The following is a 24,112-nucleotide window of genomic DNA, read 5'->3' as shown; positions in this document are numbered from 1 at the left end:
ACCCTGAACCCTTTGTGATATACTTGACTGACCACCCAACCATCATCAACGGAGGACTTCACCCATCGCGACGGACTTGAATCGTGCCGAGAGCGTCGTCAGCGAAGCGGCGCTGTTGGTAGGCGTGGTGCTGCCGGGCAAGCGGCACGAGGGCGATCCCTTGGAAGAGCTGAAGGGCCTGGCCGAGTCGGCCGGTGCGCATGTGGTCGGCTCGCTCACGCAGCGGCGGGAGACTCCCGATATGACCACCTACCTGGGACGCGGGAAAGTCGACGAGCTGCGGGTGATGGGCGAATCGTCCGACGCCGACGTGGTCGTTTTCGACAACGATCTTTCGCCGGCGCAGACCCGCAACCTGGAGCGCGCGACCGATCTCAAGGTGCTCGATCGCACGGAGCTGATCCTCGACATCTTCGCCAGCCGCGCCCAGACGCACGAAGCCCGGCTGGCCGTCGAACTGGCCCAGCTCCAGTATTCGCTTCCCCGCTTGAAGCGAATGTGGACGCACCTCTCGCGATTGAAGATGGGCATCGGCATGCGTGGGCCCGGCGAAAAGCAACTGGAGGTCGATCGCCGCCTGGCCGAAAAACGGATCCACGATCTGCAAAGCGAGCTGGCGGAGATCGAGCGGCGCAAAGAGCGCCAGGTCGCATCGCGCACCGGTCACCGCACGGTCTCGCTGGTCGGCTATACGAACGCGGGCAAGAGTACGCTCATGAACGCGCTCACCGGCGCCGACGTGCTGGCCCAGAACCAGCTCTTCGCCACGCTCGACACCCGCACCCGTCGCTGGCAGTTGCCGGGTTGGGGACCGGTGCTGCTCAGCGACACGGTGGGATTTATCCGCGACCTGCCGCACCATTTGATCGCCAGCTTCAAGGCCACGCTCGAAGAGACGCGGCAGGCCGATCTTCTGCTGCATGTGGCCGACGCCAGCAACCCGGCGGTCTACGACCAGATCAGCTCCGTTTATCGCGTGTTCGAAGAGCTCGGCATCCAGGAAAAGAACACGCTGTTGGTATTGAACAAAGTCGACGCGCTCGACGATCGCACGCGGCTCGACGGGCTGTTCCACCGCTATCCCAACGCGCTGGCCGTCAGCGCGCACACGGGCCAGGGCATGGAGCTCTTGGCTCATACGGTCAGCGACATGCTGACGCGCGATTTTCTCGACGTCGACGTGGAGACCGCGGTGGGCAATGGCCGGTTGCTGGCCTACCTGGCGGCCAACGGAGAGGTGCTCTCGAAGCAGTTTTCGGAGACGCGGGTGATGGTACACTGCCGCATACCGCAGCGCTATTTGAGCCAGGTGAGCGACAGTCAAACGGTCATTCGGCCGCATCAGTCTAACGGAAAGTGAGGGTTCAGGGTTCAGGCTGCGGGGTTCAGGACTCTTCACTTTTCATTTCATTGCCCAACGCCCAACGCCCAACGCCCAACGCCTGACGCCTGACGCCTGATCCCTGGAATCGGTGGGCCGGCGCTCGCAAGCTCGCTTGCCCCACCCTACATCCAATGGCTGCCGATGGTCCGCGTCCTCGCTTCCAGTCGCATTCTCATCACCGGCGCTTCCAGCGGCATCGGCCGCGCGCTGGCGGTCGAGCTGAGCCGGGCCGGGGGCCGGCTCGTGCTCATCGCCCGCCGCGAAGCGGAGCTGCGCCGCGTTGCTGACGATGTCGCGTCGGCCGGCGGCGAAGCGGTGCCCGTGCCTGGTGACGTCACTGTGAAGCTGGTGCGTCGCGCGGCGCTGGAGGCGGCCGAAGAGCGGTTCGGCGGACTTGACATCCTGGTCAACAATGCGGGAGTGAGCGCCTGGGGCCGGTTCGATGCGGCCGGCGAAGAGCGGCTGCGGCGGATCATGGAGGTCAATTTTTTCGCCCTGGCCGAAATGACGCGCGAGGCGCTGCCGCTTTTAAGCCGGGGACGCCGGCCGCTGGTAGTCAACGTCGCTTCGATTCTTGCGCATCGCGGCCTTCCCTATCAGGCGGAGTATTGTGCCAGCAAGTTCGCCGTCCGCGGGTTCAGCGAAGCGTTGCGGCCCGAACTGAAGCAGCTGGGAATCGACCTGTTGGTGGTCAGTCCCGGCACGACCGAGAGTGAATTCTTCGAGCACCTGTTGGAGAAGACGGCGGAAATGCCCTGGGGGCGGCAGCGGGGCGTGCCCGCGGAGCGTGTGGCGGCCCAGATCGCACGGGCAATGCGCGCCGGCAAGCACGAAATCATTCCCAGCGCTCGCGGCAGGCTGCTCGTTTGGCTCAATCGCCTGTTTCCGCGGTGGCTGGACGCGTGGATTGCTAGGTACGGCTAGCGTAGGTGGTTCGTCAGCGATTGTCGGTGGAGGCGCGCTGTTCAGTGCTGCTTCGCGCACCGGCGATACCGAGCAAGCGCTCGGCTTCGCGGCGAAAAGGGGTGACGTCGTGGTCAACTTCGAAACAGCGCGGCCGCCAGCTTGCGCCTCGATCGAACCATTGGCGAGCTTGCTCTTTTTCGCCCAACTGCCAAAACGTCATCGCCAGCAAGAACAGATCGAAGCCGTGCGGTGCGTCCAGTTCCAAGCATCGCAACAGGTTCCTGCGCGCATCGTCCCAGCGACCGGCGTAGTAACAGGCCGCGCCGAGCGTGTTGATACTCCTGCGGTCGGGCGAACGCCGGACCGCCGCCTCGGCAAAATAGAGCGATCGCCCCGCGTCGCGCAGCGCGGGAACGTCCGTCGTCGCCAGAAACCAGCCGATGGAGTTACAGTCGCCCGGCGCGATTCTTTCGGCATCGCACGACGCCAGGCACTCAGCAGCCGCCGTCAGCGCGGCAGCGAGCAGCGATGAGCGCCGCGAAGCATCGATCCGTTCGTCGCGCGAGACCTCACGCGCCAGGCACTCCGACAACCGCAGCACGCCCACGCGCGCCCCTTCAAGTTCCGATTGACTGACCAACTCGGCGATCAGTTCGACGACCGCCTCGTATTTGCCGAGACGCGCCAGGACATTTCCGGCCGCCGGATAGGTGCTCGTCAGGCATCCGGCGCGGTTGGGAGCCCAAGGGCCGATGCCTGGACGAGGATTCGGCATCCGGCGGAACTGCTTGCGCGCCTCGGCTAAAAAGGCCACGGCCTGATCATATTTTCCACACCAGAGGTAACTATCGAAAATCTCGGGGTCCGTCAACTCAAGGCGAAATTGCTCATTGTCCGCCGCCTCGGCGACGAGCGTTCCCATGATCTGCACCGCGCGATCGAGCCCTGCGACGGCTTCCCCGGCAACTCCCCGTCGCACTGAATTGATCGCGCGTGCTTTCACGGCATCCGCCAGGGTTTTGCGCAGGTCCGGCTGGTGCGGTCGCTCGGCCACGAGCTGCTCGAAGAGCGACACGCCTGTCGCCAGCGCCTGCTCTGCCTCATCGAGTTTCATAACCTGGCAGCGAAGTTCGCCGATGCGCAAATGGGCGCTCGCCGCCTGGAACCGGGTCTCGTAGTCGGTCCCATGATTTTTGGGAAAACAGTGTTCGACTCGACTCGCGCCAGACCGAAATCGGTGACCCACAGCTTGCCGCGCGCGTCGAGCATCAGGTTCGACGGCTTGATATCGCGATGCACCACGCCCGCCTGGTGCGCATGATCGATCGCCTCGGCCGCCTCGGCGATCAGCCGCGCCACCGAGCGGCAGTATTTCCGTGGCGACTCGGTGGAGATACTATCCGAATGTAGGCATGGACGCGACGGGCGACTTCGTCGTCACATGGATGGAGGAGGGTGCAAATCGGTCCGAAAATGCCCGCGTGTTCTACGCTAACGGCACTTCAACGAACGCGGTGCAGGTTGGCACCGCTACGGGTTCGCTTAACGAAGGCTCACCAGCGGTCGTTCTGCAGCCCGACGGCGGCGGCGCCTTTGACCTGGTTTGGACGGACGATAACGGCGTTGTTGCCGGACAGGACCAGGAAGCCGTCTTCGCGCAACCGTTCAGCTCGGCCGCGCTGGCGACCCAGAGCCCGATCGTAGTCTACAGCGGTGCCGTCAACCAGCAAACCCATTACCCGGGCTTTGCCTCGGCGGCGATCGACTCGAACAACGACCTACTGGTCGACTACACCATCGGTTCGTCGAATACGCCGCCATCGCCCTTCACCAGCACCACTGCTGATGGTGAAGTTTACGTCTCCTTGATCCCGGACCCGCCGGCCGCGGCGCCGGCGGCTGCAACGCCAGTCACCTTGTCTCCACCTGCCGCCGCTTCGCCCAGCAGCTCATCGACTGCCGCCACCGACGCCGTGTTCGCCGCCTACGCCTATCCTGAAGACGACGACACGCTGGGGTAGATGATGAGGGATGAGGGATAAGGGATGAGGGAAAGAGAGCGAGGCGACCACGGATGACTCGGATGGGCACGGATGATTTTCTTATCCGTGCTCATCGGTGGCATCCGTGGTTTACTTGGGTTCATCGGCTGCGGGCGAAAGACAGAAAGGCAGTTTGAACAGAAGCAAACGAAGGAAACAAAGGCGAGAGCATCCGGGCGAGGCGGCGACCCGCCCTTCCTCGTTTCCTTGGTTGCCTTCTGTTCGATTCGGGTCGCCCGACGCAGTCGACAGCGTCGGCAAACCTGATCGGCGATGGCCCCCGACGTACGAAACGTGGGAGGCATCGGGTCCGCGGCTTCACGCGCGACCGGCACGTTCACCCGGGCGGAAAGACACCCTCGTCAAGCAGGGCTTGTCTCACAGCGATGGCAGCCGGATGGTTGATCGCGAGAATGGCAATCGTCGCACGGCCAATCGCGGTCTTGCCCTGCAGGCCTGGGCCAGCCCAGGTGAAATGAGCCCGCCACTTGTGCCTGCGCGGATTGAATAGACTTACAATCTTGCCGGTATCGCTGTTGACGCTGGCGATGTTTGGCCCCTTGCTGGCATTGCAGCGAGGACAGGCGAGGCATAAATTTCCGAAAGTTGTTTCGCCGGCGTGCTGCCGCGCGATGATGTGATCAACCGGAAACCGAAACTTATACGCCGATTGCGGAAGCCTGCAATATTCACAGCAATCATTCGCGCGCTCGCGCACGCGGCGGTCTAGCGCGGCATCCATGGCCGCTCACTTGTCGCGATGAGAACGCTTGAGCGACCGACGGGCCGTCGATTGGATAACGGCGAGCAGATCCGCAACGCGAAGATATTCCTCAAGCTCCTCGCGCTCGTCCGGCGAGAGCGCACCTTCCGCCGCCTTGCACGATAGCTCCTCCATCCTCCTATGGTCGCTCTTAGGAAAGTCGAGCCGCGCAAGAAAACGAGCCGCATCCGCCGGAAGCTGGTCGCGCTGCGGGTCAAACAGGCGGTTCAAAATGGCCGCCCCGCTGTTGGTCTTCATGGGTAGACGCTCGCTCACTTCAGGCTCATGCAGCTTATTGTATCAGCCGCGACGCTGGGTTGGCACCCCTGCCGAACCCGGGCACGGTACTCGGCGACCAGGGGCGTCGTGCCCGTTTGCCCCACTTGGGCCAAGAACGCAAACAGGTCCCCCGATCGTAAGTGAGCCGGAAGCGCCGCCTGCGCTCGAAGGCACGCAGCAGCCGTGTGTAGGTGCCCCAGTCGATATCCTGGAGCACGGCTGACGGCTTGATGCTCAATGGGGCAGTTGACATGAATCGGTTCTCCGCGGAATGAATATAAGCGACGATGCGGCATCGAGCAAGTTGCATTCAATTACCTGTTGATCGATGCGCTGGGCCAATCGTTCCGAAGATCCGATCGCGTTTTGCCTGGTTGTAGGCCAGCTTCTCGGCCTGCGTCATCTTCGAAAAGTCCGGCAAGGGGCCGTCGTAGTTGAACGTCGGCGAGCCGTTGCTCCTGCACGTGCAGACGTCGTTGGTTGGACCGCCACAGCCGCAGCCATGAGCCGTAGAGGCGGCGCCGTTCGTTGACGGAACGCCGGCCGGTACGCTCACCGTGCTGGAGCCGCCGTAGCTCATCACGCCGGTCTGCAACACGAGATCGTCTCCAAGCGAGCGCTGCGGCCGGATGCCGAGCTTGTCCAACACAGCGTGATAGGCCCGCACCGCATCCTCCGGGCTGACGACGCCGTCGACAATCAGCCGCAGGAAGTGGACGAAGGCCAACTGGCATTCGGCGTTGTTGATCTTGCGGCCGAAGAGCGCGACGCGGGCACCGTACTTTTGCGCCTCGGCGATCAGCTTGAAGGCGTCGTAAGTGGTGCCTGAACCGCCGCCCAGAATACCCACCACCAGGTGCGGATCGTAACTCACCAACTCTTCCATCGCCTTGGGGCCGTGGTAAACGACCTTGAGAAAGAGCGGCCGCCCGGCCTGGGCTACGCCCGCCAATGTACGGGCGATCGAATCGTTGATGAACTTGGGAACTTGGTCGGCGGCGAGGCCCTGCGGGGCATTGGGGTCGAACACTTCCAAAAAATGCTTGAAGCCTTTCGCTTCGGCCTCGACGCGGAACTTGCGATATTCCTCCAGGGCCCACAGGTCTTCATCCAGCCGGTTGTTGAACGTGATGCTGTACAGGCCGAGATTCGCCCCGCGCACTCGTTCGGCTGGCTGGCACTCGACGTGGCCGCACTGGATATGATCGACCGAGGCCGTGCGGAACGGCCGCGACGGCTCTTGAATGTAAGCATTGCCGCGGACCACGAAGATGTCGCTGGTGTCGTTGGCCCGCGCGGCGGGCGTCACGTGACTATCGTCGAACAGCCGTTCCTGGATCGTCAGCACGTCGTTGGTGCTGGCCGACATGAGCATGATGTCGACGAGGCCCTGCCGCACGATCTCGCGGATTTGCTGACGATATTCACCCAGCGTCCGCATGCGCACCTCGCCGGCATGCATTTCCGGCGAGCGGCCCGGCGCTCCGATGCCGAAGGCCATGTCGGCGTCCTTCGCGTCGGCGATAATGAACTCCTTCGAGCCGGACGGATCGGCACGGATGGCGGCGAGTTTGCGGTCGAGTGATTTTTGCATTTGCCAGGCATCCAATTGTCAATTTGCAATTTGCAATGGTCGGATTTCGCAGCTTGCGTCGTTCAATGGTGGGCCGGCGCTCGCAAGCTCGCTTTTTCCACCCTACGTTTTTAATCGTGCCAGCACGGTATCGACCGTCTGACGCAGCACTTGCCCGCTCTTACGCAACGCTTGTACTTCTTTCGGCCACAACTCGATTTCGTGCGTGGCACACACTCCCTTGCGGCCCACGACCGTCGGCACCGAGAGGGCCACGTCGCGGATGCCATAGCAGCCCGATTGCACGCTCGAAATCGGCAAAATCTTCCGCCGATCAAGCGCGACCGACTCGATCACTTCTTGAATCGACAGGCCGACGGCGAAGCCCGCTCCGCCCTTCTTCTTGATGACCTCGGCGCCCGAGCCCTTGGTGCGCGTGAACAGCTCGTTGGCGATGTTCGGGTTCCAGCCCGGAAATTTCTCGAGCGGCAGGCCGGCGGCGGTGGCGCTCGACCAGATCGGCACCATGCTATCGCCGTGCTCGCCCAGGATGAGGGCCGAGACTTGCGTCGGCGGCACGGCGAGCCGCTCGGCGATCAGGCTGCGGAAGCGGACCGTGTCGAGCTGCGTTCCCAGCCCGATCACCTGGCTGGGCGGCAATTCGAGGCGTTGGGCGGCCAGATAGGTGAGCACGTCAACCGGATTGGAAACGACCAGCACGACGGCGTCTTTCTTGTAGCCCGCCTTGGCGATCTCGGCCAGGATGCCGACGAACAGATCGACGTTGCGGTTAATCAGATCGAGCCGGCTTTCGTCCGGCTTGCGCCGCAGTCCGGCGGTGATGCAAATCAGGTCGCTGGACGGAATATGTTCGTAGCCGCCCGACGTGATCACCTGATCGGCCATCAGGCTGGCGCCGTGCAGCAGGTCGAGCGCCTGGCCGGCGACGGCCTCTGCGTTGACGTCCAAGAGAGCGATTTCGCGGACGATGCGGCCCATTTGCAGGGCGAACGCCGCACACGAGCCGACCAGGCCGGCGCCGCCGATGATGGAAACTTTCATAGGGTTCAGAGTTCAGGGTTCAGGGTGTAAGGTGGGACCAGCGAGCTTGCGAGCGCCGGCCCACCGTTAACGACGTCGATTACGGTGGGCCGGCGCTCGCAAGCTCGCTGGTCCCACCTTACCACCTCAGCTTCATCCGTTACCTTTTTCCACTCAGCGCGGCCATCACTCGCTCCGTAATCGCTTGCACCAACGCTTCCTGCTCGCCATTGGTCGATACAGGCTGCGAGTTACTCTTGGTCCGCAGCGGCGGCGGGGCGTCGAACGCTTTGCGCTCGACGCCGGTCTGCTGCCAGCTATCGCGGAAAACGTCGTTGGCGCAGATGTCACAGTTTTCCATGGCCGGCGTCAAGCGCGGGTCGGTGAAGCCTAGTCGTGTCTTGAAGTCGAGCAGCTCGCGGGTGTGTTGTTCGTTGAGATAGTTCACGCGGCCCAGATCGCGGGCCAACAACAAGATGCGGCAGTATGAATCGAGCACCTCGGTCCACCAGTAGGCGTGCTCGATCGTGTCGCCGTAGCTCACCGTGCCGTGATTCGCCAGAATGATGACGCTGGCTTTGTGGACGAAGGGGAGCACCGTGTCGGCGAAGGCCTGCCCGCCGGGCGTTTCATATTTGGTGATCGGCACGTCGCCCAAGAAAACCTCGACTTCGGGCAACACACACTGCGGAATCGGCTCGCGGGCCACCGCGAACGCCGTGGCGTGTGGCGGATGGCAATGCACCACGCTCTTCACGTCGGGCCGCTCGCGCATGATCGTCAGGTGCAGCAAAATCTCGCTGCTCCGCTTGCGGCGGCCGCTGATCTGATTGCCTTGCAAATCGACGACGCACAGATCGTCGGGCTTCATGAAGCCTTTGGAGATGAACGTGGGCGTGCAGAGCACCTCGTTCTCGCCCAGGCGATAGCTGATGTTGCCGTCGTTGCCGGCCGCGAAGCCCTTGTTGTAGAGCCGCCGGCCGATGTCGCAGATTTCTTCTTTAAGCTTGTGCAGGGGAGGCATGTTGCAATTTTGGATTTTGGATTTTGGATTTTCGACTACGTCTTCAGGCGTAGGGTGGGGCCAGCGAGCTTGCGAGCGCCGGCCCACCGTGACCATCGTCGTCTCTAGCGGTGGGCCGGCGCTCGCAAGCTCGCTGGTCCCACCTTACGTCTTTCATGGCCGTCTCACGTCCACTGAGTCAAGGACCGCCCCGTTGTAGGCATCGACCGGTTTCATGTCGGGATAAAACGGCTGGGCCGCCTCGCCGCCTTCGCTGATGGCGATCAGGCTGCCCAGTCCGGCCCCCAGCTCGTCGTACACCACCAACTCTTCTGCCGCTGGTTCCTTGTGGCCCGCCAGTTCATCGAGCGTCAGCGGCGCCGCCAAGCGCAGGCATGCGCCTGTCAGGCTCGGATGCGAGCGATTGAGCGTCACGGTGCCAAATACTTTGCAAATTCGCATCAGTCAGGTATTCCTATCACGCACCAGCGGACGGGCGTCGTCTCGCTCTTCAACAGTTCCTTCGTCGCATTGCCTTCACTGGTCAGCAGCACGCGGTCGCCCCGGCCGGCACCCAGGCTATCGACGGCCAGCACCGGCTCGCCGTCGGGCGAGCGACCGTCGGCCGCCAGCAACTGCACGACCAACAGCTTCCAGCCGTCCATCGAGCGGTGCTTGATGGTCGAAGTCGCGGTGCCGACGACGGTGCCTAATTGCATCTTTGTCAGTGGTCAGTGGTCAGTGGTCAGTGGTCAGTGGTCAGTGGTCAGTGGTCAGTTGCAACGGACAACTGACAACGGACCACTGACAAGGGACGTCAAATAATTCGCAGGTCGTCGATCATCGAGCAGCGACGTTCTCGTGTAAATGTCAAAGGCGTGGTCACGCCTTCGCCGGTGGGCGTGGCGATGGAGAACGACAAATAGCCTTCGCCACCCAGGCCCAGCGACGCCATGCAGGGGCCGTTCTTGACGAACAACGTCGTGTCGAGCGCGCGGCCCATCTTGGTCATGTTTCGCACGCTGTTGGAATGAATCATGGCCGTGTGCCGGAAGCCGTGCTCGTAGAACTTCGCCTTCTCGACCGCTTCGTCGAAGTCGCGCACGCGAACGAACGGCAGAAACGGCATCATCTGCTCGACCGGCACAAACGGGTTCGATTCGTCCGTCTCACCGTAGAGCAACTCTACGTTGTGCGGCACCTGCTTGCCGATGCCGCGGGCCAGCACCGCCGCGTCTTGCCCCAGATACTCCTTGGCCGGCACGTCGTGCTTGTGGTCGCCTTCGCCGACCGTGGTGATGGCCACCTTGGTCAATGCTTCGACCTCACGGGCATTGAGCCGCACCGCGCCTGCGCGTTCCATGGCCGACATCATCTCGTCGAACACTTCGGCCACCACGAACACTTCTTTCTCGCCGATGCACAACAGGTTGTTGTCGTAGGCCCCACCTTCGATGATCGCCCGCGCCGCGCGGTCGAGATCGGCCGTCTCATCGACGACGACGGGCGGATTGCCCGGCCCGGCCACGATCGCCCGTTTTCCACTGTTCATCGCCGCCCTGGCCACGGCCGGCCCGCCGGTGACGCAGATCAGCTTGACGCCGCGGTGCTTGAAGATGGCCTGGGCCGTTTCGAGCGTCGGCTCGGCGATGACGCAGATCAGGTTGTCGATGCCCAAATCGCGATAGATGGCTTCGTTGAATCGCCGCACGCCTTCGGCCGCCACCTTCTTGCCGGCGGGATGCGGATTGACCACCAGCGTGTTGCCGCCGGCGATCATGCTCACCGCATTGCCGGTGATGGTGGGCAACGAATGCGTCACCGGCGTGATCGCTCCGATCACTCCGAAGGGAGCGTGCTCGATGACGGCCAGGCCGTGGTCGCCGCTGAACACTTCGCTCCGCATGAACTCCACGCCGGGCGTGCGCTCGCCGAGCGTCTTGAGCTTCTCGATCTTGTGTGCCAGCCGGCCGATCTTGGTCTCTTCCATCTCCATCGTGCCCAGCTCGACGCACTGGTCGATCGAGATGCGGCGGATATGGTCGATGGCCCGTTTGCGCTGCTCGATCGTCGCATCCGAAAGTTTTCGGAAGGCGGCGGTGGCGGCGGCGACCGCTTCGTCGACGCAGGTGAAGATGCCGTATCGGCCGTCAAAGCCGCGGCGCATGGGCGTGGCCGACGCTTGGCCGTTGCCCATCTGGGCCAGCACTTGTTCGACGACGCTGCGGATCAGGGTTTCGGTGGCTTGCATGGGGAAGGGTTCGGGGTTCAGGGTTCAGGGATCAGGGTTCAGGTGGCTGGGTTCAGGTGGCTGGGGCAGAGGCTGGCTCGATGCGGCCCGGAATGATCAACTGGCTCGACGCCAGCCGATGCCCCGGTTTGTGCGTGGCCGACGAACCGGGGCATCGCCTGGCCACCGCGACTCTTGGAATTTCCGCGTTGAAAACGGCCAGCCTCCGCCCCAGCCACCGGCTCTTTGAAGATTTCGTCACAGTCAACCTCTCTCTCGATTGAAAACGCACTGCTGATCGACGTGTACCATGTCGACGATGCCGATGATGGCGGCATCGACGGGCAAGTTCTTCGTTTCCGGCGTCAGTCGGGCACTGGAGCCTTGCACGATCAACACAAACTCGTCTTGTCCGGCCCCGACGGTGTCGACAGCCACAAACGTTCGCCCGGTCGTCACCAGCCGGTCGCGGTTGGCGGCGTCGATGCGGTAAGGCTCGACGATGAGCAGCTTGTGGCCCGTCATCGTTGCCGCCTTCTGCGTGGCCACGACGCTGCCGGTTACTTTGGCGAGGAACATAGGTTGGTCAGGTTACCTTCCGGTGTGCGTTGGGCGGATGAGGGATAAGGGATGAGAGATGAGGGATAGGAGCCTCATCTTTCATCCCTTATCTCTCATCTCTCATCTCTCATCTCTCATCTCTCATCTCTCATCCCTCATCCCTCATCCCATCAATCAACTGGTTCGCCTGCCGCGCAACAATGAGCTCTTCATTGGTGGGCACGACCCAGATCTGCGTGCGGCTTTCGGACGCCCCGATCGAACATTCGCCTTTGGCCCGTCCGTTGGCCGCGGGATCGAGTGCGACGCCGAGCCATTCCAGTCCCGCGCAAACGGCGGCCCGCACGTTGACGCCGTTTTCGCCAATCCCGCCGGTGAACACGATCGCGTCGGCGCCGCCTAATTCCAGCAGGTACGCGCCCAGGTAGTGGCGAATCGACGTGGTAAATACGTCGAGCGCCAGCCGTGCCCGTGCGTTTCCTTGCGAGGCCGCCTCTTCCAGATCGCGCACGTCGCCGCTCAACCCGCTTAAACCCAGCAGCCCGCTCTTCGAGTCGAGATCCCTCAGAATCTCCGCCAACGATTTGCCGGTTTCCTTCATCAACACCGGCAGTGCGAAGGGATCGAAATCGCCGACACGGTTGTTGTGCGGCAAGCCCGATTGGGGACTCATGCCGAGGCTGTTCGCCACGCTTTGGCCGTTGCGAATCGCGCACAGCGAGTTAGAACCGCCGAGGTGACAAGAGATGATTCGCAGGTCCTTGCGGCCCAGCAGTTCGGCCATGCGGCCGGCGATGTAGCGATGGCTCGCCCCGTGAAATCCCCATCGCTGGACGCGATGCTTTTCGGCCCACTCGTAAGGCACGGCGTAGAAGCGCAGCCGGTCGGGGACCGTCTGGTGAAAGCCGGTCTCGAACGCCGCCACCAGCGGGATCTCCGGCAGCTTTTCGCTCAGCAGCCGCATGGCCGCGACGTAGGGCGGGTTGTGAGCCGGCGCGACTTCGCTCATCGCCTCCATCGCCGCCAACACTTCGGGCGTCACGCGCTCGACGCCGCTGAATGCCCCGCCATGCACGGCCTTGAAACCGATCGCCGCCACTTCGGAGGCGTCTTTCAGGCAACCGTGTTGCGGATCGGTCAACTGCTCCAGGCAGCGACGCACCGCCACCGCATGATCGGGCACGGCCGACAGCATCTCGTGCCGCCGGCCGCTGATCTCGACGAACGAGCGGCTTTCCGCCGAGCCGATCCGTTCGGTGCCGCCGCGCGCAAGCTGCCGCTCGCCGTCCATATCGAACAGGCGATACTTGAAACTCGTCGAGCCGAGATTGGCGACCAATACCTTCATAAGCGGTAATTACATCCCTAAGACAGGTACGCCTTCACCAATCCGTCGGCGGGACGGGGAATGACATGGCTGGCGACCAGCTCGCCGATCTGCTGGGCCGCATTGGCGCCCGCTTCGACGGCCGCACGCACGCTGCCCACGTCGCCGCGGACCACGGTCGTGACCAGGCCGCCGCCGATGGCGATTTTTTTAACAATCTGCACGTTGGCCGCTTTGGCCATCGCGTCGGTGGCTTCGACGAGCGCCACCAGGCCCTTGGTTTCCAATAATCCGATCGCGTCGTTCATGTAAGTTGAGTCCTGTGAGAATTTGTGAGTCTTGGTTCGTAGGGGTGGGACCAGCGAGCTTGCGAGCGCCGGCCCACCATATAAACGGCGCCGCTATCGGTGGGCCGGCGCTCGCAAGCTCGCTGGTCCCACCCTACGCCTATCCTAAATCGCCGCCTTTCACCGCCGCCGGCAAGACCACGCCGAGATCGTCGTGCGGACGGGGAATGACCTGCACGCTGACGACTTCGCCGATGCGCCCGGCCGCCGCGGCACCGGCGTCGGTCGCGGCTTTGACGGCTGCCACGTCGCCGGTGACGAACGCCGTCACCAGGCCGCTGCCGACCTTGTCCCAGCCAAGAAAATCGACGTTCGCGGCCTTCATCATTGCGTCGCTGGCCTCGACCAGGCACACAAAGCCTTTGGTCTCGATCATGCCCAGCGCTTCCATTGCTTTCTGCTTTGCCATGAAATCTGTACTCCGAAAATGAGAATGGGAAACGGGGTGTCTTGTAGTTCCCTCTCCCGGAGGGAGAGGGAGATACTCTTACTCCTGCCTCAGCAGCTCCACCTTCCAGGCGTGGTCCAGGTCGGCGGCGTTGCCTTCGTCGGTGTCGAGGTGTACTTCCAGCTTGCTGGTCTCGTCGGCCCGCACCAACAGGTCACGAAACACCGTCGCGCACGAAGAGTCGATCCGCAGGCTCATGCGGTCGCCGTTCTGCACGCCGTAGTGTTTGGCGTGTTCCAAGTTCATGTGTACGTGCCGCTCGGCGCGGATCAGGCCCTCTTTCAGCTCGACCACGCCTTTCGGTCCCACCAACACGCAGCCGGGCGTCCCCGATATTTTGCCGCTGGGCCGCACGGGCAGGTCGATGCCCAGCGAAATGCCGTCGGTAAACGCCAGCTCGACCTGGCTATAGGGCCGCGTCGGCCCCAGCACCCGCACCGAAGGCAGCATTTTTCGTTTTGGCCCGACGACCATCACGGTTTCTTCCGCCGCGTAAAAGCCGTCCTGGTAAAGGTCCTTCATCGGCGTCAGCTTGTGACCCTGACCGAAGAGCGTCTCGACGTGCTCTTCGGCGAGGTGCAAGTGACGCGCGGAGATGCTCACCACCAGCTTGGGCCCGGTCGCCGCGGTCGCACGCTCCAGAACGATCTGGCGCACGATCTGTTCGATGGCCCGGCGATCGAGCGTGTTGGTGGTCATGGGCTGTCTCTACGTGTTGTCGGTCGCGCCGGCGACGAGCAGGTCGGTGCCGGCCGCCAAAAGCTTACTTCGCCAATCTTGGCTGATCTCGCTATCGACGACGAAATGATTGATTTCTTCCAGGCCGCACAGGTGCGCCAGGCTGTGATGGCCGAACTTCGTGCTGTCGGCCACCACAATGACTTCTTCCGCGGCCTGCATCATGGCCCGCTCGGTTTCGACCAGCAGCAGGTTGTTGTTGAAGCAGCCGCGATCGTTGATGCCCGACACGCTGAGCACCGTCTTTCGCACATTCAGCCGTTCAAGCATCTCATTCGCGTAGGGTCCCAGTGACACTCCCGTCCGCGGATAGACGTAACCGCCCAACAGCACCAGGTCGGTGTTCGCGCTGGCCGCGAACAAGTTCGCCACCGGCAGCGAGTTGGTGACCACTTGCAGCGGCCGGCCGACAAGCAATCGGGCCACTTCGTAAGTTGTTGTTCCTCCGTCGAGCAGGACGGTATCACCGTTGTCGATCAGTTCCCCCGCCCGAACAGCGATCGCCCGCTTTTTGTCCCATTCCGCCGGTTGCCGCTCGTCAAAATGCGGCAACTTGGGCGACGTGCCCGTATAAAACACGCCGCCATGCGTCCGTTTGGCGGCTCCGGCGTCTTCAAGGTGCTCCAAATCGCGTCGCACGGTCGACTCGGAGACCTTGAGCGCGTCGGCCAGGTCGGGCAGGGCCGCGAAGCCACGCGTTCGCACCAGTTCCAGCAGTCGAGTTCTCCGCTCTTCGGCGAGCACTAGTTTTCACCGTTATGACAGTTATTGGCATATTATGGTCACGTCAACCGGCGATTGCAACTGCTAATATGAAAAAATTATGGCATGCCGTGCGTTGACGTGCGCAAAACATGTCAACGAATCGACGATCTGGGCCGCAACGCCGTAAGGTTGGCCAAGTCCCGGCGCACTGGGACGAGCGCCGGCCCTCCAGCATCGTCGCCTTTCGCTCCGCGAAAGGGCACCCTTTCGCGGAGCGAAAGGCGACTTTGGTGCGGCCGGCGAACGCAAGGTACACTTTCACGTCCCTGCTTTTTTTCACCGCCCGACCCCAACGGATACCGGTCATGACCGCCACACTCGCCGCAGAACCGCCGGTCCATTTGCTGGCGGCGATACTTTCCGACGAATCGTTCAAACCGGCCGAACCGGCCACACTGGCCGACACCGGATTAAGCGATTCGCTCATCGACTCGCTGGTGTGCAAATATCTGTCAGCCGCCGGCACCGCCAGCGGCCGCGGCATCGCCGAGCACCTCGGCTTGCCGATGGGGATCGTCGAACCGGAGCTGCACAAGCTGCGAAACCGCCAGTTCGCCGCGCATACCGGCTCGGCCCCGTTCAACGACTACTATTACACGCTCACCGACCAGGGACGGCAGCGAGCGCAGACCTATCTCGACGCCTGCGGCTACATCGGCCCGGCGCCGGTGCCCTTGATCGACTACATCATGTCGGTCGAAGCCCAGACGATCCGGGCCGAAACGCCGAAACGCGCTCAACTCGAAGAAGCCTTTCACGACATCACCGTCGATGCCACGGTCTACGAGGAGCTTGGTCCCGCGGTCAATTCCGGCGCCGGCATGTTCTTGTACGGCGCGCCCGGCAACGGCAAGACCACGCTCGCCGAACGCATCACGCGCTGCTTTGGCCAGAACATCTGGCTGCCCCGCACGCTGATCGAAGACGGGCAACTGATCAAGCTCTTCGACCCGGCTTATCACAAAGCGGTCGAAGATGCACACGGCAGCTTTTTGAAGCAGAACGATTACGACCGGCGGTGGATCAAAATCCGGCGGCCCACCGTGGTGGCCGGCGGCGAGTTGACGATGGACGCGCTCGAAATCCGCCACGACCCGCGGGCCAACGTCAGCGAAGCCCCCTTGCAATTGAAGAGCAATTGCGGCTCGCTGCTGATCGACGATTTCGGCCGGCAGCGGATGCCGCCCGGCGACCTCTTGAACCGCTGGATCGTGCCGCTGGAAAAGCGCTATGATTTCCTGATGCTCGCCTCCGGCAAGAAGATCCAAGTTCCCTTCGAGCAATTGATTCTGTTCTCGACGAACCTGGAGCCGGAATCGCTCGTCGACGAAGCCTTCTTACGCCGCATTCCCTATAAAATCAACATCGTCGATCCATCGGAAGACGAGTTTCATCGGTTGTTCGAGTTCTACGCGCCGAAGCTCGGTTTCCGCTACCGCCGCGACGCGGTCGACTACTTGATTCAGACTCACTATTTGCCGCACGGCCGCGGACTGCGGCGCTGCCATCCGCGCGATTTGCTGGCGCAAGTCCGCAGCTATTGCGTCTATCACGAGTTGGCGATCGAGATGCTGCCCGCGTATTTCGACCGCGTGGTGCAAAGCTATTTTACGCGCGTGACGTGAGGACGGCCGCATTGAACGATCCGCACGGCACGCCGCCTTCCGATTCCGTCGCAGCCGGCTTTCGGCCGACGCTCTTTCTCGGCCTGGGCGGCGCCGCGGCCCGCGTGTTGCTGCACCTGCGCCAACGCCTGAAGCGTGTGTCTGCCGAACGAACCGGGCTTCCCGGCCTGCAGTTTTTGCTGTTCGACACCGACCGGACCGCCTTGCGCCTCGCGGAAGCAGGCGACGACGGCGACGGACTGGCGGCCGGTGAAATGCACGCGCTGCCGCTGCGTAAGCCGGCCGAATATCGGTCGTCGGCCGACGAGATTCTGAGCTGGCTCAGCCGCCGGTGGCTCTACAACATCCCGCGGTCGCTGCTCACCGAGGGTCTGCGGCCGTTGGGACGACTGGCCTTCATCGATCATCGGCAGGCCATTGGCGAGCGCATTCGGGCAGCCATCGGCGAGACCGTGCGGCCGGATTCGCTGAGCCTCACTTCCCAGACGTTGGCCCTGCCCGTGCGGCAGCAGTCGCCGCAGGTGTTCGTCATCACGTCCATCGGCGGCGGCACGGGCAGCGGCATGCTGCTCGATGTCGCGTATGCCGTGCGGCAACAACTGGAGGAACTGGGCCTGCCGGCGGAGAGTGTGCGAGGGATGATGTTGCACGCCACGCTGGCGCGAAGCGCCGCCAACGATCTACGAAAGACCAACGCCTACGCCACGCTGACCGAGCTCAGTCATTTCATGCAGGGCGGCGCGGCCTATCGGACGGGTCCCGTCGAGGTGCTTCCGGCGGGCGACGTTTCCGAGCCGCCCTTTAGCGACGCCTACCTCGTGAATCTTGGCGAAGAGCTGAGCGACGCCGATTTCGACGATGCCACGCAACAGGTCGCCGAATACTTGTATCTCGACGCCGCCACGGCATGCGGTGCGGCCCTCGACGATTTGCGCCGGTCGCAGCGCGCCGCGGCGGGGACAAAGCAAGACGCCCCGCGGCTGCGCACCTTCGGTCTTTCCTCGGTCCGCTTCGACCGCTTTGCGCTCGCGCAGCGCGAGGCGGAGCAACTCTGCTTGCAGCTTGCGCAACAGTGGCTGGGCGAGGCGCACGACGACCAGCGACCGGAATTTCGCATCAAGCCGCCCGATTTTCAGCTCGACGAGTTGCTCACCCGGCTGCAAGGCGTGGCCGACCAGGCGTTGGGCGGCAGTGCCGACGCCCATTTTCGCTCATTGGTGATCGGCGACGCCGGGCGGCCAGCGATCGTGGGCGACGACGATCCGGCCGGTCCCTTTGGCGAGGAGCTGCGCCGCATCCATGCGGTGCTTGGCCTGCCGACGCAGTTCGACCCCGGACAAGCGGCCCGTCCGACGCGGTTCGAAGCGTCGTTGCGCGACGCCGCCGACAAACTGGCGGCCGGAATGGCTTCGTCGCTGATCGAGTCGATTTCGCAACTGGTCGAGGCTCCACGGGCACGCTTGCCGGCCGCCATCGCCGCCGGCAGCCTGTTTCACGAGCACGTCCGCAATCTTCGGCAAGCGGCCGAGGCGGTCTATCAGCAGGACCAGGCTGACGCGGCGGCGCTCTGGTCGAGGCTACAGCGCGGCGACCTGCCGGGCGAGCGGTTCGGATGGTTCGGACGGTTTACCGCCTCGAACGATCCCGAAGAGCACCTGCTGCGCTATTGCCGCCTGCGGTTGGGGGCCACGCTGCACAAACAGGTTTCCACATTGCTCGAAGGGATAGCTCACAAGCTCGCCGCGCTGAACGACCAGCTCTTCAAGTTGCGGCAGTCGGTCGAGTGGTTGGTCGCCGAATTTGCCACGGCCGCCGCGACCTACGAAAATCAGCCGGACGCGGCCGGCATTTACGGCTCCGCCTTGGGCGACGAGCTGGAGCGAGTTCGGCAGCCCGACTACGTGGCGCAATTCGAGCAATCATTACGGGACGAATGGTTGGCTTCCCAAGGCGGCTTGCTCGGCTTGGCGCCGCGGTCTGCCGAGGAGTGGCACGCGTTGAGAGACCAGTTGTTGGAGCATGCGCGGCGAACGGTGGCGGATTCTCTGGCCGGACTGAATGCCGGCCAACTGCTCCTGAAAGTTTGTCCCAGCGGCGAAAAGCTGGCCGGCGCACTCACCGGCGCCGCGGAGCAGGCGGCGCCAAGGCTGAACCGACTGGAATGCGTCGACCACCTGTTGGTCGTCGTGCCGCGGGGACCAAGTTGTGGCGAAGTGGTCGATGCCGTGCGGCACGGGCTCAAGCCGTCGACGGTCGTCGTCGGAGACGAAGGCGATCTTGTGTTTTGCCGCGAAGCAGGTGGGCTTTCGTTGGCCCAGGCTGCCGCCGCGATGGTCGAAGACCGCGGCGACTGTGCCGAGGCTGCCCGCCGCGTGCTCACGCGGGTCGACGTTCCCTGGGCCACGCTCGCCACGGACGTCGCTGTCCGAGCGTAGGGTGGGACTGGCCCCGACGCGCCGGGACGATGGGGGTAGTTCAGCAAAAATGGGCGGCTGCATTCCTGCGGGTGAAGAGTCTTGGCCCGCGCGCCAGAGCCAAAATCTCCAGCAACGTCGTAGGAAAACACCCATGGTCAATGTCGCGCACAAAGCTTTGTGCTGCAACACTTTGCGTAGCCAACGCCGCGAAGCCGGCGGGCCGCACACGCGACGCAAACGCTTGACTCGCCTGCGAACCAAAGTTATTTTCGACGCTGTACAATGTCGAATAGGAACGATGACCGACCGAATGTGGAGCGGCCGGTGGTTGGCTGGGACGCCAGCCATTGACGGTGGAGACGTGCAGCTGGCCGCGCAGCAAAGCGCGGTTTTTTATGCGCCCTATTTAAGACTGGATCTCAAAAATGAACGCCGCTTTCGACCAATCAGCTCCCCCGGCCGTCATGCAACTCAAATGGGAACAGCGTGACGGGAATCTCGTTGTCACGCCAAACGATCAAGACCGATTCATGGTGAAAATCGGCAAGGCGATTGAGATTCTGCGCCAGAATCAGCATTACGAGCAGTTTTCGAAGCAATTCAGTGTACTCGTGAAGCGATTGGCGTGCTGGCTGGAGGAGCATGGGGAGAGTTGGGACCGCGCATTTCTCACGGCCCGCGAGAGCACGCTCCGTTTCATCGTCGTGCGAAAACAAGTCGAGTTCCAAGACGAAATCACGGATGCTTTATCGGATCTAGGCGTGGAAATCGCGAACGATCCAGACCTTGATTTAATTAAGTTGAGCACGAGGGCTCTTCCGTTGGTGTCCAACGAATCGTTACAATCGTTTCTCGATCATTCCTTCACGATTGAATTCAATGGCGACGGAACAAGAGCACATCGAATTGGCCAACAGAAATCATGACGCCATCCGTGCGCTTCTGGATGCGCAAGGAGATCATCCTGAGTGGGTGGCAACCATCGCGTTTTATAAGGCACTTCAGATCGTGGAGGCCACCTTCGCATGGAAGGGATTGGGGCACGGGCATGGCCATTCCAGACGCCTCGAAATCCTTCAGGACGCAAAAAACGGATATTCAAGTCTTTGCAAGCACTACGAGGCGCTCATGGAAGCGTCGGAGGTTGCAAGATATCTTGGCGCTCGGTCGAGTGCCGGCGCCGGATACGCAAGGTTTTCTGACTATATGTCGATGGCCGCGGTGCGAGACAAACTACTCAAGAAGCGTTTGATGAACGTCGAAGTTCACGCACGCAGGTTTCTCTCAGACGATTCAAAGAAGATTCTCAAAAACTATGATTCTCTCTTCTCGTAGCTAGCGATTTTGAATCTTCTCGAATCATTCGCGCCTACGCGCCGGTCATCCGGGTTCCACTTTCCGCAATGGCACATCCTCGCATTATCGTCGTCGGTTCGGTCAACACCGACCTGGTGATCCGCGTACCGCGATTGCCGCGGCCGGGCGAGACCGTGCTGGGCGGCGAGTTCTTTCAGGCCGCCGGCGGCAAGGGCGCCAACCAGGCGGTGGCCGCCGCGCGCGTGGCAGGCGCTCCGGTGGCCTTCGTGGCGGCCGTGGGCGACGATGCCTTCGGCCGGCAAGCGATCGAGCACCTCCGGCAGGAGAACCTCGACCTGTCGGCAGTCAAGGTGCTGCCCGGCGTGGCTTCAGGCGTGGCACAAATCGTCGTCGATGCGCAGGGCGAAAACGCGATCGCCGTTGCCTCAGGGGCCAACGCGGAGTTGCGGCCCGACGATATCGATGCTTTGCCGCAGTCGCTGTTCGACGGGGCCCGCGTGCTGCTCACTTGTTTGGAAACGCCGCTCGACACGGTGGCACGTGCGTTGACGCGTGCCAAGCAGGCTGGTCTGCTTACGATTCTCAATCCCGCGCCCGTGGGAAGCTTTTGCGACCGGCTGGAACTGCTGGAGTTGGTCAATGTGCTGACGCCGAACCAGCTCGAGGCCGCCGAACTGACGGGCAGCGACCTTTCGAAGACCGATTCGCTGGCCATGCTGGGCCATTTGCGGCGGTTGGGAGCGGGGCAGTGCGTGCTGACCCTGGGCGCCGACGGGTGCCTTGTGGTGAGCGACCGGGTGGAAACGATTCCCGCCGTTCCGGTGACGGCGATCGACACGACGGCGGCGGGAGATGCGTTTAACGGCGTGTTGGCCGTCGGGCTGGCCGAAGGCCGCACGCTGCTCGAAGCTGCCCGTTGGGCCAACCGCGCGGCGGCACTGGCCGTGACGCGGCGGGGCGCGCAGCCCTCGCTGCCGCATCGCCACGAGATCGAAGCATGACCGACAAGAAGCCGTTTGGCATCGTCAACCTGCACAAGCCGCCGGGCATGACGTCGCGCGAGGCCGTGGACTGCGTGAAACGCCTGGTGCGGGCCGCCAAGACGGGCCATGCCGGCACGCTCGATCCCTTGGCGACCGGCGTGCTCGTCGTCTGCGTCGGCCCGGCGACACGGCTGATCGAATACGTGCAGGCCATGCCGAAGGGCTATCGGGCCGCTTTCTTGCTCGGCCAGGAGAGCGATACCGAAGACGTGGAAGGCCAGGTGCGGCTGATGGCAGACGCTCGTCAGCCGACGGAGGCGGAAGTTCGCGAGGCCGCCGCGCGGCTGGTCGGAGTGATCGAGCAGCGCCCGCCCGCCTATTCGGCCTTGAAGGTGCGGGGACGGCGGGCCTACGATCTGGCCCGTGCGGGCAAGGCGGTCGAGCTGGCGCCGCGGCCGGTCGTGGTGCATCGCCTGGAAGTGGTCACCTACGATTATCCCGAACTGCGGCTCGACATCGAATGCGGATCGGGCACCTACGTCCGATCGCTCGGCCGCGACCTGGCGCAGTCGCTGGGTACGGCGGCCGTCATGTCGGAACTGGTGCGGACGGCGATCGGCTGCTTCACGCTCGCGGATGCGAAGCTACCCGAGCAACTCCTTCGCGATCGACAGGCCGACTGGCTTCAGTCGCCGTTGCGGGCGCTCTCCGCCCTGCCAAAAACCCGTTTGTCTGCCGGGCAGATCGAGCGCCTTCATCACGGGCAAACGATACACGGGCCAGCGCCGAGCGAAGGCGAAATGGCGGCGGTCGACGAGCACGAGGAGTTGGTGGCCATCGTTTCCGCACAGCCCGACGGCACGCTCCGGCCGGTGCAGAATTTCGCCGGCAGCTAGCGAGCATGGAGACCGTGAAGTCTCCTCGTACCGAATGCGATTTCAAGCTGTTGAGCAAAACAACGGCGGTTTACTCGCCGACAGAAGGGCCGCGCAACTGCTCGCCAAAACGCCGCCGCCAGTCCTCAAGTTCCTTCCGCAAGCGTTCTAATTCCTTGCCGGATCCCTCCAATTCAACCGCTAGGCGCTCGCGTTCCGCCTCCGCCCGCTCGCGTTTCGCTTGCTCTTCGAGTAAAAGCTCGTCGGGCGTGGGCAACCAGGACCCGGTAGCGGGATTATAGAACCGCAGCCATTCAGCGTCACGCTCCAGGTGCAAACCGAGAACTTCGCTCGGCAAGCGTCCCTCCACCATCTCGATTGGAACGTACTTCCCCGCGCGCAGACGATGGCCCTGCAGCGGCGGATCGAGATACTCGCCCTTGGGATCGAACAGAAAATACTCGGGCACCACGATCTCGTCCTGGTAGATCGACATCTTGTCGTCGAGGTCTTCGCCTTGTGTCGATTTACTGGTCAGCTCGACCACAAAGTCCAGTCCATGACCTTCTTCCCAGATGAAGTAGGCGTCGCGCGGCTTGTCTTTAGGCACGCCAAAGGCGGCAAAGACGTCCGGAGAAACATGCTTGTGTCGGTTCCCCTTTTCGTAATAGACGAACATGTTGCCCCACACGTACACCAAGGGCTCCCGCTCGAAATGCCGGTCGAGCGTCTGGACCGCGACCGCCAGGTTCTTGAAATGGATCGGTGTTTCACCCACAGGCCGGCCGTCTCCGGTAGGATACTCAATTTCCGCCTCAGCCCCGAGCAACCGCGGTGAAGGGATCGTTGCCATATTCGTCTCCCGCACTCGCCCCGTCGTTTCTAGTTTAACCCCTCGGCGTGCGGTCGTCGACACGTCAGACGTCGATCTTCTCAGACCGCGAGGCGGTCCGGGCTGATCGGCGACAGCGAGGGTGTTTCGCAACGTCTTTTCGGGACGCTTGGGGAGTGGGCTCATTGCTTCGCCCACTCGCCCGTGCAAAGCAGGCCCCAAGTGCCTTTCTCAAATATCTCGGCGCGGTCGTTGTAGCACCGCAGGAACATTCTCCGCCCGGGGTCGAACAACGTTACGTAATCCGCGTTGCGTTCCAATTCGTCGAAGAAAGCTTCATCTCCCCCCTTATCTTTTTTTTCGATCCCGGTTCCGTCGTCGCACTGATCAGAAGGGCTGAGGGAGCCGTGGAGGACTATGAGGAGGCGCGGGAGCACCTCACTGAGTTGGTAGCTGGCAACCGAACCATTTCGCTCTACTTCCGCTGTCTCCGGCGGTTGGAGTCGGCAGTACACCCTATCTTCCGCAGGTCATTCCGGCAATTTCCGGGAGTTTCCAGGGGCGGGCATCATTGGCCGTAGGAATCGGGCGAGAGGCCGAGTAGCTTGAGGATCTGCCGCTGCACGGGCGTCAGTTCCGTGACCAGCACTTGCGGC

Annotated in this window: 25 protein-coding genes and 1 pseudogene; 9 read left to right on the top strand and 17 right to left on the bottom strand. The window is 62.8% G+C overall.

Annotated features, from left to right (window positions below):
• Nucleotides 1–76 precede the first annotated feature (76 nt).
• Together hflX and VNH11_30915 are read left to right on the top strand one after the other, a co-directional pair.
• A complete protein-coding gene (hflX, locus tag VNH11_30920; protein HVA50797.1) occupies nt 77–1,360 on the top strand; it encodes a GTPase HflX in 1,284 nt (427 codons plus the stop codon).
• Nucleotides 1,361–1,525: 165 nt separating this feature from the next.
• The gene (locus tag VNH11_30915) at nt 1,526–2,308 is read left to right on the top strand and encodes an SDR family NAD(P)-dependent oxidoreductase (GenBank protein HVA50796.1); all 783 of its coding nucleotides are present in this window, start codon (nt 1,526–1,528) and stop codon (nt 2,306–2,308) included.
• 13 nt (nt 2,309–2,321) lie between these two features.
• Here VNH11_30915 and VNH11_30910 read toward each other — a convergent pair whose 3' ends face one another.
• The gene (locus VNH11_30910; protein ID HVA50795.1) at nt 2,322–3,404 is read right to left on the bottom strand and encodes a hypothetical protein; all 1,083 of its coding nucleotides are present in this window, start codon (nt 3,402–3,404) and stop codon (nt 2,322–2,324) included.
• A 95-nt stretch (nt 3,405–3,499) separates the two neighbouring features.
• Nucleotides 3,500–3,652 (bottom strand): annotated as a pseudogene (locus tag VNH11_30905) (protein kinase).
• Between the two features lie 50 nt (nt 3,653–3,702).
• On the opposite strand from VNH11_30905, the gene VNH11_30900 reads away from it, so the two are divergent.
• On the top strand, nt 3,703–4,311 hold the full coding sequence (locus VNH11_30900) for a hypothetical protein (GenBank protein ID HVA50794.1): 609 nt from the start codon (nt 3,703–3,705) through the stop codon (nt 4,309–4,311).
• 358 nt (nt 4,312–4,669) lie between these two features.
• Here the strand turns inward: VNH11_30900 and VNH11_30895 are convergent, their stop codons facing one another.
• The 14 genes from VNH11_30895 to VNH11_30830 all read right to left on the bottom strand — a co-directional run bounded on the left by VNH11_30895 (nt 4,670) and on the right by VNH11_30830 (nt 15,386).
• Nucleotides 4,670–5,074, bottom strand: a complete 405-nt coding sequence (locus VNH11_30895) for an HNH endonuclease signature motif containing protein (protein HVA50793.1) — start codon at nt 5,072–5,074, stop codon at nt 4,670–4,672.
• Nucleotides 5,075–5,080: 6 nt separating this feature from the next.
• Nucleotides 5,081–5,371, bottom strand: coding sequence for a hypothetical protein (locus VNH11_30890; protein ID HVA50792.1), 291 nt, complete (start codon nt 5,369–5,371; stop codon nt 5,081–5,083).
• 313 nt (nt 5,372–5,684) lie between these two features.
• Nucleotides 5,685–6,968, bottom strand: a complete 1,284-nt coding sequence (locus tag VNH11_30885; GenBank protein ID HVA50791.1) for a hypothetical protein — start codon at nt 6,966–6,968, stop codon at nt 5,685–5,687.
• 102 nt (nt 6,969–7,070) lie between these two features.
• Nucleotides 7,071–8,009, bottom strand: a complete 939-nt coding sequence (locus VNH11_30880) for a lactate/malate dehydrogenase family protein (protein HVA50790.1) — start codon at nt 8,007–8,009, stop codon at nt 7,071–7,073.
• A gap of 139 nt (nt 8,010–8,148) precedes the next feature.
• The gene (locus VNH11_30875) at nt 8,149–9,012 is read right to left on the bottom strand and encodes a class II aldolase/adducin family protein (protein HVA50789.1); all 864 of its coding nucleotides are present in this window, start codon (nt 9,010–9,012) and stop codon (nt 8,149–8,151) included.
• A gap of 153 nt (nt 9,013–9,165) precedes the next feature.
• Nucleotides 9,166–9,453, bottom strand: coding sequence for a EutN/CcmL family microcompartment protein (locus VNH11_30870; protein ID HVA50788.1), 288 nt, complete (start codon nt 9,451–9,453; stop codon nt 9,166–9,168).
• Nucleotides 9,453–9,710: a EutN/CcmL family microcompartment protein gene (locus tag VNH11_30865; GenBank protein ID HVA50787.1), complete on the bottom strand. Its 258-nt coding sequence runs from the start codon at nt 9,708–9,710 to the stop codon at nt 9,453–9,455. Before VNH11_30865 ends, VNH11_30870 begins: the two co-directional genes overlap by 1 nt.
• Nucleotides 9,711–9,808: 98 nt before the next feature.
• Nucleotides 9,809–11,242, bottom strand: a complete 1,434-nt coding sequence (locus tag VNH11_30860) for an aldehyde dehydrogenase family protein (GenBank protein HVA50786.1) — start codon at nt 11,240–11,242, stop codon at nt 9,809–9,811.
• A 243-nt stretch (nt 11,243–11,485) separates the two neighbouring features.
• Nucleotides 11,486–11,800 (bottom strand): EutN/CcmL family microcompartment protein, encoded by a 315-nt coding sequence (locus VNH11_30855; GenBank protein HVA50785.1) that lies wholly within the window; start codon nt 11,798–11,800, stop codon nt 11,486–11,488.
• A 130-nt stretch (nt 11,801–11,930) separates the two neighbouring features.
• Nucleotides 11,931–13,130 (bottom strand): acetate/propionate family kinase, encoded by a 1,200-nt coding sequence (locus tag VNH11_30850; protein ID HVA50784.1) that lies wholly within the window; start codon nt 13,128–13,130, stop codon nt 11,931–11,933.
• 17 nt (nt 13,131–13,147) lie between these two features.
• Nucleotides 13,148–13,417 (bottom strand): BMC domain-containing protein, encoded by a 270-nt coding sequence (locus tag VNH11_30845; GenBank protein ID HVA50783.1) that lies wholly within the window; start codon nt 13,415–13,417, stop codon nt 13,148–13,150.
• Between the two features lie 139 nt (nt 13,418–13,556).
• Nucleotides 13,557–13,865 carry an ethanolamine utilization microcompartment protein EutM gene (eutM, locus tag VNH11_30840; GenBank protein HVA50782.1) on the bottom strand — a complete coding sequence of 103 codons (309 nt, stop codon included), beginning with the start codon at nt 13,863–13,865 and terminating at the stop codon, nt 13,557–13,559.
• A 78-nt stretch (nt 13,866–13,943) separates the two neighbouring features.
• On the bottom strand, nt 13,944–14,603 hold the full coding sequence (locus VNH11_30835) for a phosphate propanoyltransferase (GenBank protein ID HVA50781.1): 660 nt from the start codon (nt 14,601–14,603) through the stop codon (nt 13,944–13,946).
• A gap of 9 nt (nt 14,604–14,612) precedes the next feature.
• The gene (locus VNH11_30830; protein HVA50780.1) at nt 14,613–15,386 is read right to left on the bottom strand and encodes a DeoR/GlpR family DNA-binding transcription regulator; all 774 of its coding nucleotides are present in this window, start codon (nt 15,384–15,386) and stop codon (nt 14,613–14,615) included.
• Nucleotides 15,387–15,712: 326 nt separating this feature from the next.
• Between VNH11_30830 and VNH11_30825 the strand changes: the two genes are divergently transcribed.
• The 6 genes from VNH11_30825 (at nt 15,713) to truB (ending at nt 22,645) form a co-directional block, all read left to right on the top strand.
• On the top strand, nt 15,713–17,032 hold the full coding sequence (locus tag VNH11_30825; GenBank protein ID HVA50779.1) for an AAA family ATPase: 1,320 nt from the start codon (nt 15,713–15,715) through the stop codon (nt 17,030–17,032).
• 11 nt (nt 17,033–17,043) lie between these two features.
• A complete protein-coding gene (locus VNH11_30820) occupies nt 17,044–19,467 on the top strand; it encodes a tubulin-like doman-containing protein (protein ID HVA50778.1) in 2,424 nt (807 codons plus the stop codon).
• A 407-nt stretch (nt 19,468–19,874) separates the two neighbouring features.
• Nucleotides 19,875–20,375, top strand: coding sequence for a hypothetical protein (locus VNH11_30815; protein HVA50777.1), 501 nt, complete (start codon nt 19,875–19,877; stop codon nt 20,373–20,375).
• Nucleotides 20,329–20,784, top strand: a complete 456-nt coding sequence (locus VNH11_30810; protein ID HVA50776.1) for a hypothetical protein — start codon at nt 20,329–20,331, stop codon at nt 20,782–20,784. The genes VNH11_30815 and VNH11_30810 overlap by 47 nt, the downstream gene beginning before the upstream one ends.
• Before the next feature lie 68 nt (nt 20,785–20,852).
• Nucleotides 20,853–21,767 (top strand): ribokinase, encoded by a 915-nt coding sequence (gene rbsK / locus VNH11_30805; GenBank protein ID HVA50775.1) that lies wholly within the window; start codon nt 20,853–20,855, stop codon nt 21,765–21,767.
• Nucleotides 21,764–22,645 carry a tRNA pseudouridine(55) synthase TruB gene (gene truB / locus VNH11_30800; protein HVA50774.1) on the top strand — a complete coding sequence of 294 codons (882 nt, stop codon included), beginning with the start codon at nt 21,764–21,766 and terminating at the stop codon, nt 22,643–22,645. Before rbsK ends, truB begins: the two co-directional genes overlap by 4 nt.
• Before the next feature lie 70 nt (nt 22,646–22,715).
• Here the strand turns inward: truB and VNH11_30795 are convergent, their stop codons facing one another.
• Nucleotides 22,716–23,477, bottom strand: a complete 762-nt coding sequence (locus VNH11_30795; protein HVA50773.1) for a Uma2 family endonuclease — start codon at nt 23,475–23,477, stop codon at nt 22,716–22,718.
• Nucleotides 23,478–24,112 lie beyond the last annotated feature (635 nt).

The organism is Pirellulales bacterium (assembly GCA_035533075.1).
Lineage (GTDB): Bacteria > Planctomycetota > Planctomycetia > Pirellulales > JAICIG01 > DASSFG01.
This window is presented reverse-complemented; position numbering and strand designations above follow the sequence as displayed.